The following is a 14247-nucleotide window of genomic DNA, read 5'->3' as shown; positions in this document are numbered from 1 at the left end:
ACAAAAGCTTGGGAAAAACTATACGCGAAACGAAGTGCAGTTGAAAGAGTGAATGGTTATCTAAAAGAACATATGAAATTAAATGATACGACACACTATCGATCAGAAATTGTTCAAGTGGAACTATTACTGATTCAACTTGCTTATAATTTAAAGAATTTTGCAGCACAACGATTATCACAAGTGAAATATAGAAAAGAACTAGTCGCTTAACTTCAAAAAACAAGAATATTGAAATTGGTCGAGTGTTTACTTTTCTAAAAAGTGAATTATGAAATTAGCTCATTTACTGACGCTACCAATGCGTTTGGAAATTGTGTTTGGACGTCAGTCAAATAAGCTTTTTATTTGCTTCCAATGGTAATGACTTAAACCTTAAAAGAAGTGTCTTTATTGGATTAATTCAATAGAGGAATCAAAATATTTTTCAAGAAAATTTACTTTATCTGCAATTTCATTTACAGAATAGGATGCGCCTACATCTGAAACGACCCATTTCGTTTCGATGTCATCGTTTCTAGTAATAATTGCGATTAATTCACCTTCAAAAGTGTTTAAAGGCATCATTGCGTTTTTTGAAATGATATAAGCATCTTGTGCTTCGCCGTCTCCACCAATTATCCCGGAAATATAGCCATAATTAAGTGGATAACAATTATTGTAATCATCAATATAGCCAATTGGTCGATCAATAGTGACTTTAAGTTTTAATTTTTCTATGGTAATCAGTCCCTTCATAAGTTCTGAGAAATACAACCATCCTGATTTATTGACAATAATAAAATAGCCAATAATCGTCAACAATTTCTTTAAATTCTTTTGTGGGACATGTTCCTCTTAAATCAAATTCATGTCTTGTTCCATCTTCAAAAATCACTTGGTACTTATAAAGAATTTTTACTTTTTTATCTTGCTGTTTGAAACAGCCAACATCTGAAATATCAGCCCATTTTGTATGAGTGCGAAAGAAAAAAATCCCATAAAATATACTAAAAATGGTATACCGGTGATAGTTAGTGCAAAAAGTAACAAGCTAGAAGAAATAATATCATGAATACTTTTAATGGTAAAAAAAGGTATTATTAGCCAAACAACCATTCCAATTGTAAAGAAGAGTAGCAAAACGCCAATAAAAATACTTTTTCTTGCGTCATTGTAAGTAATTTTAAGCTCAAAAGGTTCTTTTCTTTCCATAATGAGACAATCCTCCCTAAAAAAATTTTTTTAAAGTTATCAATAATGTGTTAATCAACCATACAGACACAACTATTCAACAAGTTGATTTAATACTTGAAATAGTCTTTAAAGATGTTTATTGATCGTGTTATTGTCAAATCTCTAATTGTCTCTTTCAAATGTATAATGCATGAATCGTTGTGGATCTGTCATAAAGTGTTTCATAAAGGCAACATTTTCGATTTCTTCATATTCGATTAGTGAGATGTCATCGTGCTTTATATGATAGATATCAGCATTTGGATAGGCAGTTAAGATTGGTGAATGTGAGGCAATGATAAATTGAGAGCCTTGCTTTATTTGTTCGTCAATCATGTAAAGCAACGACAACTGGTTTTGTGGACTCAAAGGTGTTTCTGGTTCGTCTAGAATGTATAAACTATTAGGAGCTAACCTGCTTTTGAAAAGCGCTAAAAACGATTGACCGTGCGACAGTTTATCAAGTTCTTTTGGATAACTTCGCTTTAAGACGGTTAAAGAATTTTGAAAGGGTTGCCTCTCGAATGCCAATTTATCGATGCCTTTTTCGTCTAGTAAAGCTAACTCAGTTTCTAATTCTTTGCGTAATTTTTTGTTTTTTCGAACAAAGCTAATGAAATCATCGGCTCTAAAGAAAAAGCCACGTTTAGACTTCACGTCCCAATGTGATTTTAGACAATTTGCTAGTTGTGATATATTTTCATATTCAGGATCATTTTCATACATTTGATTGGTAAGTTGCGGGATTTGATTTGAAATGGCAATTGCTTGAATCAAGGTTGATTTTCCAACCCCGTTGTCTCCCACCATAAAAGTTAAGGGTCGATTAAATACAATCTCGTCTGTATTATGCAACCAAGTCAAATTAAATGGATAGTCATAATTATGTTTTGTTTGATCCTGTCGTATTATTTTTTAAGCATACGAATCGCCCTACTTCTCTCTAAATTTTATTAATTTCATACATCTACTATGACATTAAAGTGCTGATATATCAACTGTTACAGCGCTTTTTTGATGATGTTTATTATTTTGCTTTTTAAGCCGATTAGAGATGATTTAGAGGAAGTATTTTTCAAAGTTCAACAGAATAGAAGTCTGTTTTTTATATTTTTCTTAAACTCAGTCTAAAAGCTATTTAAGTACGTACTGATTCATTTGATAGTCATGGGAAATAAAAACGTAGAAAATGACAGTTTATTGTGTCAATTTCTACGTTTTATTTTTACGCTCTATTAATCAAGCGCTGATTAATTTTTAAATTTAAATGAAAGATCATCAATATTGGTCATTCTAGCAAATTTTTGGTCATATAAGCTGACGTCTAAATTGTATTCTTGATCTTTGTATAATTTATCGTATGATTCTTTATCCATCACGAAGACTAAATATTTAGTATCGGTTTTACCAGGTTCTAATTTCTCGTTTGCACCATCCACTTCAAGGTATTTTTCATTCATCATTTTGACTGAATCACCAACCGTTAAAGTTGCTGATGTTGTATTAAAGCTAATCGCTTCTTTGCTGTCGTTTTTGATTGTGACGCTGGTTGTCATTAAGATGATTCCCTTGTCCAATTTTTTAAAGCGCGGTTTTTGATCTTCGTTTGGTTCGAATTCAGTCACTTGGTAACCGTCAAATTTAACTTTAATATCTGAAAATGATTTTTCTTCGCCGACTTTCTTTTCGGAAATCATCTTCTTAGTGCCCCAATTGTCTGCGGTTGCTTTATCTTTATAAAATTCTGAAGCTTTTGCAAGCGTATCTTCACCTTCGCCTACTAAGGGAATTTCAACTTCTTTAAATTCAAGCAGAGCATCTTCTTTTTTAAAGCTGTCTTGCTTCTTAAAGATTCCTGGTAATTCTAATTTTGCAGTTTTGTGTTCATTGATTTTCGCCATCGCTTCGGGCTTAATTGCAGCTGCTACATATCCTGAAATTTCTTTTCCTGCTGGTAATTCATTTTTGACACTAACAAGTTCATCAACTAGATCTTTATCTAATAATCCTGGTTTTCTTGATATCGCTGGAGAATAGCCAGTGACATACATCGTAAATCCCGGTCCAACATACACAGGTTCTTTTGTATCATTTTTGATTGTAGTTGAGAATAAGACGACGTTTCCGGTTTCGTTTTGATTTCCAAATGGGATGTTAAGGTCATTTGAGAAGTTTTTAATTTCGACATTTTCATATCCATTTAAAGTAACGCTAACACCTTGATTTTCGTTTTTGATGGCTTCATTTTTTTCGTAAACCACTTTTAAGTCTTTGGCTTCGGTCGTTGATTTTAGTGTGTCGTTAATGGCACTCCAGTCGCCGCTGTCACTTTTTTCTTTTTTAGTTGTTGATTCAGTTGTCTTTTTCTCAAGTTTTTTAGAAGTAGCAGTTGATACAGCTGATTTTTTATCAGCTTCTTTTGGTTTGTTACATCCTCCTAAAGTAAGTGCAGTCAGTCCGATTGTTAGTAATACTAATTGTTTTTTCATTTGCTCCTAAATCTCCTTTTTTTATGTATCTTATTTGAACCCAAAACATGTATTAATCATAACATCAATATAGAAATCGTGCATATATTTTTTTTATGTTTATTATAGAGTGGGCTCTATATTTTTACTGGATGTGCGCCAAAAAAAGAGGTGCGTGCGACAAAAGGATGTCACACGTACCTAATGATGAACAAACGGTGTTACAGAAGTAGCTTTTACGGCAATATGCTGAAAACTTAGTCACAAATTCATTTGTCATTGATTTAAAAATAGTAAACCATCAAGCCAACGAGTCCAAATAAATAGAGGACCAATTCCTTTTTTTGGCTATTTTTTGATTTAGCAAAGAAGAAGAGGGCGATGATGTTTGCCACAATAAAGCTGGTGAATTTCCAAAGTGGCAAGATACTGTTAGAAAACTGCATGTATAGCAGATAGTAAATTGTAATCAAACAAACAACCGATAGTAACAAGAACCAGGCTTGTTTTGATAGAAATGAATACATGCCCTGTGTCAAAATCGTGATAAACAAGATTAAGAAGAAGGCAAAGATAAACGGAATCATCGCTTTAAAATCATAATTAAATGGATAACTGATGGTGAGTAGTTGATTAAAAACAAGCCCTTTAAAAATTGCATTTGTAATTGAGTACATAATGGAATCGATATAAAAGAAATGTTTGGATAAAATCAATAATTGGAAAATTTCATAGGCGATGAAAATTAAGACAAATTGATACGCAGTTTGAGAGGCGACAAAATAAATTAAGGCGCCACTTGCTAAAATCTTGATTGCATAGATTGCAAGTGATAACGAGCGCCCCTTCTTATAGAGTGCACGCGTAAAGACTTGGAAGAAATCACATAGTAATAGATAAACAAGCATATATGGTAAAATCATAGGTCCTTGGGGATTGTCTTGGTAGTAGAGATAGCCTGGCAACACTGATAGAACAGTTTGGAGCAGGGTAGTCAAGACAATAAACCCAAGTGAGAATGAAACGGATTGTTTTTTAGTCACAGCTTTTAGATCCTTTCTATTCGTATTCATTAATGATAGAAAAGAATAAAGGAAAGGTCAAGATTTTTCAGTGGTAATTGTAGCAATATCTGATATACTGACTTTGGTGCAAGATTCCCGATAGGATTTACATCACGTAAAGATGCCTTGTAACCGAAAAATGAAACCAGGGGGAATACAGGAAATGACAGAAAGAAAATTATTTACATCAGAATCAGTCTCAGAGGGACATCCAGATAAGGTTGCTGATCAAATTAGTGATGCAATTTTAGATGCCATCTTGGCTCAAGATCCAATGGCACGTGTGGCGTGTGAAACGTCAGTAACAACAGGTTTGGTTCTTGTTTTTGGTGAAATCACGACGACAGCTTATGTTGACATTCAAAAAGTTGTGCGTGAAAAAATTAAGGAAATTGGCTATACAGGCTTGAAAGATGGCTTTGATGGCGACACATGTGCTGTTATGGTGGCATTAGATGAACAATCACCAGATATCGCGCAAGGTGTTGACGAAGCCTTAGAGAAAAAAGAGGGCCAAAATGAAGCATCAGAAATCGGTGCAGGTGACCAAGGATTAATGTTTGGGTTTGCGATTGATGAAACACCAGAGTTAATGCCATTACCAATTGCTTTGAGCCATCGCATTATGGAAAAAGTTGCGGCTTTACGAAAAGAAGGCAAGCTAACTTATTTACGACCAGATGCTAAATCACAAGTGACAGTTGAGTATGATGAAGCTGGCAAACCAGCTCGCATTGATACAATTGTGATTAGTACACAACATGATGAAAAAGTAACATTAGAAACGATAAAAAAAGACATGCATGATTTAGTCATCCGAGAGGTTATTCCGGCTGAATTAATGGATAATAAAACACGCTATTTCATTAACCCAACAGGGCGTTTTGTCATTGGCGGACCTCAAGGAGACTCTGGTTTAACAGGACGTAAAATCATTGTTGATACGTATGGGGGTTATGCGCGTCATGGGGGTGGGGCATTCTCAGGGAAGGATGCAACTAAAGTTGACCGTTCTGCAAGTTATGCAGCCCGCTACATCGCGAAAAATATTGTGGCAGCTAAACTAGCAACAAAATGTGAAGTCCAATTGGCTTATGCGATTGGAGTGGCACAACCAGTTTCTATTTCAGTCGATACATTTGGGACAAGTGCACATACAGAAGCGCAATTAATTGCCGCTATTCGTGCTAATTTTGATTTATCACCACAGGGAATTATTGAAATGTTAGATTTACGACGTCCTATCTATCAAAAAACGGCTGCTTATGGTCATTTCGGTCGTGAAGATAGTGACTTTACTTGGGAAAAAACAGATAAAGTCTCTGATTTACGTGTCAGTTTAGCTTAAAAAATTACCAATGATCCTAACAAGCTATCATACTTGTTGGGGTCTTTGTTTATCTAGGGAGGAAATTATGGAAAAGAAAAAAACAACGAATGTAAAAATTGTGACGATGTGTATTTTTATTGCAACGTTTATGACAGCGATTGAAGGGACAATTATTTCAACTGCCTTACCGCGGATTGTAGGATCTTTAGAAGGTATTGAAATTATGAATTGGGTCGTCTCGATTTATCTGTTGACGAATGCAATGATGACACCCATTTATGGAAAATTGATTGATAAAATTGGTCGGAAACCAGTCTTCTTAGTAGGGATACTTATTTTTATTGTGGGTTCAGCACTATCTGGTATGAGTCAGAGTATGATTCAATTGATCATTTTCCGTGCCATTCAAGGAGCGGGTGCTGGGGCAATTGTGCCAGTGTCATTGACAATTATTGCCGATTTATATCCCGTTGAGAAACGCGCGAATATTTTAGGCTTGAATAGTGCAGCTTGGGGGATTGCAAGTATTGTGGGTCCTTTGGCAGGCGGTTTTATCGTTGATACTTTTAGTTGGCATTGGATTTTCTTAATCAATGTACCAATTGGTATTGTTTTAATGGGACTGTTTTGGGTTTATATGGTTGAAGAAGATTTTGAAGTCAATAAAGAGAAGATTGATTTTGTAGGTAGTTTTTTTATGCTGATTATGTTGATTTCATTATTATTAGGCGTTCAAACATTAAGTAAAGGTTTTAGTTTGTTCACATTAATCTCTCTAGCCATCTTCGTTGTAACACTATTTATGTTTATTCGCGTTGAAAAACGTGTGACAGATCCAATTATTTCATTGGATTTATTTAAAAATAAAACCTATGTAGCTGTGAATATTATGGCAGCGTTGATTGCGGGTTACTTAATGGCAGTTGAAGTCTATATTCCAACTTGGATGCAAACGGTTGTTGGTAAATCGGCGATGCTCGGTGGTATCGTCTTAGCACCGATGTCGGTGATTTGGATGGTGGGTTCATTTATCAGTGGTAAGAGTATGAAAAAATATAATAGTCGTCAAATTATTTTGATGGGCTTGATTCCACTTATCGCAGCAGGTATTGGTTTGATTTTTGTTACTCCTGAAACACCATATGCTGTCTTTTTAGGATATTCGCTGGTCTTTGGGATTGGATTTGGTATTTCGATGACCATTCTGACAGTGTTGGCTCAATCGACTGTTGATTCAAATCAAGTTGGGGTGGCAACCTCATTTTTTACTCTGTCGAGAACATTAGGACAAACAGTTATGATTTCTATTTTTGGATTGGTTGTCAACAGCACAATGCACAGTGCAATTGCCAACAAAAAAGATTTAGGCATTACCGAACAGATGATGAATGATGTGATTAATCCAGAAAAAATAGGCAGTATTCCAGAACATCTGATTGGCGAGATGCGTATTATTTTATCCGATGGCATTCATAACGTATTTTTGGTTGGTCTTTCTTTAGTGATAGTGACTCTAATTATCAATCAGTTTAAAAAGAGGGTTACATTTTAAGAAAAAAGTGTAAGAAAAATAACGTTTTTTCTTACACTTTTTTTGATATTTTAAATTTGTTTGTTTTATTTTATGATATACTGAAACAACAATGTGTTGTGCTAAAAATGGACATAAAAAAAAAAGCGCCGAAACAGCGCCACCGAAGTTGATTACGGTCAAAGCCTTATTTTAACTTGCTATGTTGATTTGAATGCTACCAACACAGTTATTATAACATGAATGTTCCAAAATACAATAGCAAAAATAGATTTGGAGGAAGAACGATGCGCAATAATTATACAATAGGTCTTGATATTGGAACCAATTCAGTGGGTTGGGCTGTTGTTAAGGATAATTTGGATTTAGTGAAGAGAAAGATGCCGATTCAAGGAAATACTGATCAAACAATTGTTAAGAAAAATTTTTGGGGCGTCCGTTTGTTTGATGAGGGTCAAACAGCTGAGGATCGTCGAATGAAGAGAGTCGCTAAAAGACGATACATTCGTCGAAGACAAAGAATTTTGTATTTACAAGATATTTTTACGCCAGAAATGAAAGCGTTTGACCCTGCGTTTTTCCACAGACTTGATGAAAGTTTTATCGTGTCTGTTGATAAAACAGAAGCACGTCATCCGATTTTTGGGACTTTAGAGGAAGAGGTAGCTTATCACAACGATTATCCGACAATTTATCATTTGCGTAAGACTCTAGCTGATTCTAAAGAAAAAGCTGATTTACGTCTTATTTATCTTGCCATTGCGCACATTATGAAGTTTCGTGGACACTTCTTAATTGAAGGAAACTTAAATGCTGAAAATTCTTCTGTTGAAGAAGCTTTTTCAAAATTTTTAAATATTTATAATGATACGTTTTTACTGATGGCTGATAATTTTGGGGAACAAGTCATCATAAATCAGGTGGATACATCAATAAAAATTGAAAAGATTACAAAATTAGCAATCAGTCGCGCCAAAAAAGCTGATTTAATCTTAAAGGAATTTGATGGCGAAAAATCCAATGGAACATTCGCTCAATTCATTAAACTAATTGTGGGAAATCAAGGGAATTTTAAGAAGACTTTTGGATTAGAAAATGATGTTAAATTACAATTGTCGAAAGAAACGTACGAAGAGGAACGAGATGAACTTCTCAGTTTGACATCTGATGTTTATGCCGATTTGTTTACCGCAGCTAAAAATGTTTACGATGCAATTGAATTGTCAAGTGTTTTAAAAACAGAAGATCGTCAAACGCGTGCAAAACTTTCGGCGAGCATGATTGAGCGATATACTACGCATAAAGAAGACTTGGCTGATTTAAAAAATATCGTAAAAAATAACGCGCCAGAAAAATATGGATCAATTTTTAATGATAGCACTATAAATGGATATGCAGGTTATATTGATGGTGAAAAAGTAACGCAAGAAATGTTCTACAAATATCTGAAGAAGGAATTGGGGGCTATTGATGATTTTCAATCTAGTCTTGAAAAAATTGATAAGGAAATCTATTTAAGAAAGCAACGAACTTTTGATAATGGTGTGATTCCGCATCAAATTCATTTAATCGAACTCGAAGCGATTTTAGAAAGACAAGGTGAATTTTATCCGTTCTTAAAAGAGAATACTGAGAAAATTTGTCAGATTTTCAAATTTAGAATTCCATACTATGTCGGGCCGTTAGCAAAAAATAGCGAACAGAGTCAGTTTGCTTGGTTGACGCGAAAATCAAATGAACCAATTAGACCATGGAATTTTAGTGAAGTTGTCGATGAGTTTGAATCTTCAAAGCAATTTATTGAACGAATGACTAATTTTGATATGTATCTGCCGACAGAAAAAGTTTTACCTAAGCATAGCTTATTATATCAAAAATATACAATATTCAATGAGTTAACTAAAGTAACTTATAAGAACGAGCAAAATATTGTTTTTAATTTTTCAGGTGATGAAAAACAAGAAATTTTTGAGAAGTTGTTTAAATACAATCGAAAAGTGTCTAAAAAAGCCTTATTGAATTTCTTAGAAAATGAGTATCAAATTTCGGGAGTATCGATTGCTTCAGGAATTGAAACGTCATTTAATGCTCACTTGGGAACGTATCACGATTTGTTGAAATTAAAAATTGACCGAGCATTCTTAGATGATCCTAAAAATGAAGATATCATTGAAGATATTGTTAAAATTTTGACTATTTTTGAAGATCGAAAAATGATTCGTGAACAATTGAAGTCATATGAAAATATTTTTTCTGCTGGTACATTAAAAGCTATGGAACGTCGACATTATACTGGTTGGGGACGTTTATCAAAAGAGCTAATCCATGGTATCATTGACCGAGAATCTGGAAAAACAATTCTAGACTTTCTAATGGAAGATGATGGTGTCAAAAAACATACCAACCGAAATTTAATGCAGTTGATCAATGATCCTTTATTATCATTTAAAGAAGAAATTATGAATCGACAACTAGATGTGAAACAGATAGGGCTTGAAGAAACAGTGCATAAATTACCTGGAAGCCCAGCGATTAAAAAAGGAATTCTGCAAAGTTTAAAAGTAGTTGATGAGCTTGTAAGCATTATGGGCTATGATCCAAAAGCGATTGTTGTTGAGATGGCTAGAGAAAATCAAAGAACAAATCGAAAATCATCAAGATTGAAACAGCTAGAAAAACTAATGGCGGACATGCAAAGCAGTCTCTTGAAAGACAATCCTACAACCAATGAAGCACTAAGAGATAATCGTCTATTCTTATATTACTTACAAAATGGAAAAGACATGTACACGGAAGACGATCTAAATATCTCAAGTTTATCTCAATATGATTTGGATCATATCATCCCACAAAGCTTTATTAAAGATGATTCTTTAGACAACCTTGTTTTGGTTAGCTCTTCTAAAAATCGTGGAAAATTAGATGATGTGCCGAGTGAAGACATTGTTCGGTCGAGAAAACGTTTTTGGCAAACTCTTAAAGATTCGGGCTTAATATCAGAACGCAAATTTATGAATTTAACAAAAGGTGAGCATGGTGGTTTGACTGAAGCTGACCGTGAGGGATTCATCAAACGACAACTTGTTGAAACTAGGCAAATCACAAAACATGTGGCGCAAATACTGGATCAACGTTTTAATCCTGAAAAAGATGAAAATGATCAAGTCATTCGAAACGTTGACATTTTATCACTTAAATCAGCATTGACCAGTCAATTTAGAAAAGATTTTAAGCTCTATAAGGTTAGAGATGTTAATGATTATCATCATGCTCATGATGCGTACTTGAACGTCGTGGTAGGGAATACTTTAGTTAATGTTTATCCGCAGTTAAAATCAGAGTTTGTCTATGGTGAATACAATAAAAAACGTATCATGGCTCGTTTTTCTGCGACAGAGAAGAGAGAGTTTTATGGAAATATTATGAAGTTCTTTAAGAGCAACGAACCTAGAAAAACTGACAGTGGCGAAGTTTTATGGTCACAACGAGATGTTGCACAAGTTAAGAAAGTTTTGAACTATCGTCAGATGAATATTGTCAAAAAAGTTGAAAGACAGAAGGGACAATTAACGAAAGAGTCAGTTTTTCCATCCAGTGATTCAAATAAGCTAATTCCGATTAAGAAGAATTTAGAAACAATTAAATATGGAGGATTTAAAGAAATAAAGATTTCATTTACAGTTCTGATATCTTCAATAGAAAAAAATGCTCGCTTATTAAGTTTAGTTGGGATTCCAATTCGTGATGTTATTGAATACGAGAAGGATAGAGTCGTCTACTTAAAAAATATCGGGCGAGTTAATCCTATAATAATTCGTGAACTCCCAAAATATTCATTGTTTGAACTGTCTGATGGTCGAAAACGATTTTTAGCTAGTGCAAATGAAATTCAAAGAGCAAATCAAATCGTTCTTTCAGATCATTTAAACAAACTTATGTACTATTCGGTTGCGTTTGTTTCTGGTGATACAAGTGTTATGAACGATTTGGAAAAATTAAGAGATAGTTATGCTGAATTACTTGATGTTATTTTAAATTTCGACAAAAAATACACTATGATATTGAAAGATGATATAAAAATAAGAAAAACGTTTGAAGCTAATAAGTATTGTGATATTGCAATACTTGCAAAAGCTTTTACCAATTTAATCAAATTAACTCAAGTAGGAGGATCAACTACTATTGAGTTTCTAGATGTTAAAATTCCTAGAAAGCAATATAGATCTGTTACGGATATTAGAGGAATAATTGACGGAGTGTTGATTGATCAGTCGATAACAGGATTATTTGAATCAAAATGGAAATTTGAGGGATAAAAATGGGATGGAGAACGGTAGTTGTAAATAATCATTCAAAGTTATCATATAAAAATAATCATCTTATCTATAAGGCAGTGCACCAACAAGAAATGATTCATTTATCAGAAATAGATGTCTTGTTATTGGAAACAACGGATATCTCTTTAACAACGATGTTAATTAAAAGATTGGTAGACGAAAATATTTTGGTTTTGTTTTGTGATGATAAAAGATTACCAATTGGCCGAATTTTACCGTTTTATGCAAGACATGACAGTAGTCTGCAACTGGGAAAACAGGTAAATTGGCAAGATGAGCGTAAGTCCTTTGTTTGGACGAATATTATTTCACAGAAAATATTAAATCAAAGTCGCCATCTTGAAGAACATCAGTTCACACCTAAATCGGAATCGATTTTAAAATTACACGATCAATTAGAAATTTTTGATCCAACAAATCGTGAAGGGCATGCTGCAAGAATTTATTTTAATACGCTTTTTGGTAATAAGTTTAGTCGAGACTTAGAAAATGACATCAATGCGGGACTGAATTATGGATATACATTATTAATGAGTTTATTTGCACGAGAGATTGTAAAAAATGGTTGTATGACACAATTTGGTTTGAAACATAATAATCAGTTTAATGACTTTAACTTAGCAAGTGATTTTATGGAACCGTTTCGACCGATTGTTGATCAAATCATTTACGAGCATCATTTAGAAAATTTTAAGATGATGAAATGTCACTTGTTTGAGATGTTCAGTAAAACATATCTTTACGAAAAGAAGGAGATGTTTTTGACAAATATCGTCAGTGATTACACTAAAAAAACCATTCAAGCATTGAATGGTGAAAGGGAAGGAGTTCCTATGTTTAGGATATGAGTTATCGATATATGAGAATGTTAGTGATGTTTGATATGCCTACGGAAACGGCCGATGAAAGACGAGCCTACCGAGTTTTTAGAACTTTTTTGTTGAATGAGGGTTTCATAATGCATCAGTTTTCAATATACAGTAAAATTTTATTAAATAACTCTGCAAGTAAAATGATGCTTTCTCGATTAAAAAAGAATAACCCAAAACATGGCTTGATTACTATTTTAACAATAACAGAAAAACAATTTGCAAAAATGTTATACTTAAATGGAGATAAAGATAAAAGTTTTGCAAATAGTGACGCACGCATTGTATTTTTAGGAGACAATTATGATGAAGATTAATTTTCCTTTGTTGGATGATCCGATTGAAATTGAAAATGCAACGGTTGTTGTAGTTGAGGAACAATCTTTATTTGCCAAGTTGATTAAACAATTTTATCAATTTAGCGAGAAAGAACAGCTCAAAGTTTACGATGATAGCTTTAAATCATTAAAATCGACAGAATTACTTGTCATTACAGATATTTTGGGATTTGATGTGAACGCTCCAAGTGTCGTCAAATTAATCTATGCTGATTTAGAAGATCAGTTGAATGAAAAACCAGAAGTAAAAACAAATATTGAACAGATGGCAAATAAAATTACAGAGATGATTAATTTGGAGTTACTAAGCCATGAGTTAGATTTAGAATCAGATGAAATAACTATTTTAGAGTTGTTTAAAGCATTGGGTATTAAAATTGAAACGCAAAGTGATACGATTTATGAAAAAATATATGAAATATTACAAATCTTCAAATATTTGTCTAGGAAAAAATTATTGGTATTTATCAATGTGTGTTCTTATTTTAGTATAGATGAATTTATTGAATTAAAGCATTATATTGCAATGGCGAATATTGATGTATTGTTTTTAGAACCACGTAAATTTTTTAATATTCAGCAATATGTAATTGATTCAAATTTTTATTTATCTCATTAAAATTTATTCTAACTATTAGCACGATTTCTTTTACAAATTTCTTAGCTCTTTGAAAATTTAATCGATTTAAATAAATTGAAGCATTCAGTCTGAAGTCTTGCTATGGACAAATAGTGCGATTACGAAACCTTGATTTAACGGCATTTCAAAAAAACGAAAATGGTCTACGAGGTTTTAGAGCTATGCTGATTTGAATGCTTCCAAAACTTTCTAAGTTCTATCCACTCTTTTGAGACAGTTTTAGAGCTATGCTGATTTGAATGCTTCCAAAACATTAAAACACGTTTCAGAAGCATGTACAGTGTTTTAGAGCTATGCTGATTTGAATGCTTCCAAAACAAAGGATTTTGAAAGAGTAAAAAAAGCGGTGTTTTAGAGCTATGCTGATTTGAATGCTTCCAAAACCAATTTTATTAGCGATATCTTCGGAGAGCCGTTTTAGAGCTATGCTGATTTGAATGCTTCCAAAACTACAG

At 33.4% G+C, this 14247-nt stretch carries 12 protein-coding genes, 1 CRISPR repeat array and 1 riboswitch (1 of these 14 cut by a window edge); of the genes, 7 read left to right on the top strand and 5 right to left on the bottom strand.

Features of this window, described 5'->3' with window-relative positions:
• Positions 1-213 (top strand): transposase (locus ESZ54_RS11530; RefSeq protein ID WP_162615172.1); only part of this gene is annotated, 213 nt, incomplete at its 5' end.
• A 177-nt stretch (positions 214-390) separates the two neighbouring features.
• On the opposite strand, the gene ESZ54_RS11525 is transcribed toward ESZ54_RS11530, so the two are convergent.
• The 5 genes from ESZ54_RS11525 to ESZ54_RS11505 form a co-directional block, all read right to left on the bottom strand.
• Complete coding sequence (locus tag ESZ54_RS11525; protein ID WP_420824369.1) at positions 391-804, bottom strand: inorganic diphosphatase; 414 nt, start codon at positions 802-804, stop codon at positions 391-393.
• A 93-nt stretch (positions 805-897) separates the two neighbouring features.
• Positions 898-1194 carry a hypothetical protein gene (locus ESZ54_RS11520; protein WP_136137802.1) on the bottom strand — a complete coding sequence of 99 codons (297 nt, stop codon included), beginning with the start codon at positions 1192-1194 and terminating at the stop codon, positions 898-900.
• A gap of 144 nt (positions 1195-1338) precedes the next feature.
• Positions 1339-2070 carry an AAA family ATPase gene (locus tag ESZ54_RS11515; protein WP_136137801.1) on the bottom strand — a complete coding sequence of 244 codons (732 nt, stop codon included), beginning with the start codon at positions 2068-2070 and terminating at the stop codon, positions 1339-1341.
• A gap of 395 nt (positions 2071-2465) precedes the next feature.
• On the bottom strand, positions 2466-3704 hold the full coding sequence (locus tag ESZ54_RS11510; RefSeq protein WP_136137800.1) for a DUF4352 domain-containing protein: 1239 nt from the start codon (positions 3702-3704) through the stop codon (positions 2466-2468).
• Between the two features lie 263 nt (positions 3705-3967).
• Complete coding sequence (locus ESZ54_RS11505; RefSeq protein ID WP_136137799.1) at positions 3968-4756, bottom strand: hypothetical protein; 789 nt, start codon at positions 4754-4756, stop codon at positions 3968-3970.
• 71 nt (positions 4757-4827) lie between these two features.
• Positions 4828-4913, top strand: a riboswitch (SMK box riboswitch).
• Here ESZ54_RS11505 and metK point away from each other — a divergent pair.
• From metK to csn2, 6 genes are all read left to right on the top strand, one after another.
• Entirely contained in the window at positions 4911-6095 is a 1185-nt protein-coding gene (gene metK, locus ESZ54_RS11500) for a methionine adenosyltransferase (RefSeq protein WP_136137798.1), read from the top strand. Its footprint overlaps the riboswitch before it by 3 nt.
• Positions 6096-6162: 67 nt before the next feature.
• Positions 6163-7629, top strand: coding sequence for an MDR family MFS transporter (locus ESZ54_RS11495; RefSeq protein WP_136137797.1), 1467 nt, complete (start codon positions 6163-6165; stop codon positions 7627-7629).
• A gap of 266 nt (positions 7630-7895) precedes the next feature.
• Positions 7896-11924, top strand: coding sequence for a type II CRISPR RNA-guided endonuclease Cas9 (gene cas9, locus ESZ54_RS11490; protein WP_136137796.1), 4029 nt, complete (start codon positions 7896-7898; stop codon positions 11922-11924).
• Between the two features lie 2 nt (positions 11925-11926).
• On the top strand, positions 11927-12793 hold the full coding sequence (gene cas1 / locus ESZ54_RS11485; protein WP_136137795.1) for a type II CRISPR-associated endonuclease Cas1: 867 nt from the start codon (positions 11927-11929) through the stop codon (positions 12791-12793).
• Positions 12790-13131, top strand: coding sequence for a CRISPR-associated endonuclease Cas2 (cas2, locus tag ESZ54_RS11480; protein ID WP_136137794.1), 342 nt, complete (start codon positions 12790-12792; stop codon positions 13129-13131). Before cas1 ends, cas2 begins: the two co-directional genes overlap by 4 nt.
• Positions 13121-13771 (top strand): type II-A CRISPR-associated protein Csn2, encoded by a 651-nt coding sequence (gene csn2 / locus ESZ54_RS11475; RefSeq protein ID WP_136137804.1) that lies wholly within the window; start codon positions 13121-13123, stop codon positions 13769-13771. The genes cas2 and csn2 overlap by 11 nt, the downstream gene beginning before the upstream one ends.
• A 171-nt stretch (positions 13772-13942) precedes the next feature.
• A CRISPR array of direct repeats spans positions 13943-14247; the repeat unit is 36 nt; unit sequence GTTTTAGAGCTATGCTGATTTGAATGCTTCCAAAAC (it continues 192 nt past the right edge of the window).

It is taken from the genome of Vagococcus silagei, from assembly GCF_004795745.1.
GTDB classification, from domain to species: domain Bacteria; phylum Bacillota; class Bacilli; order Lactobacillales; family Vagococcaceae; genus Vagococcus; species Vagococcus silagei.
The sequence above is the reverse complement of the archived record's forward strand: the minus strand, read 5'-3'. Positions and strand labels throughout refer to the sequence as shown.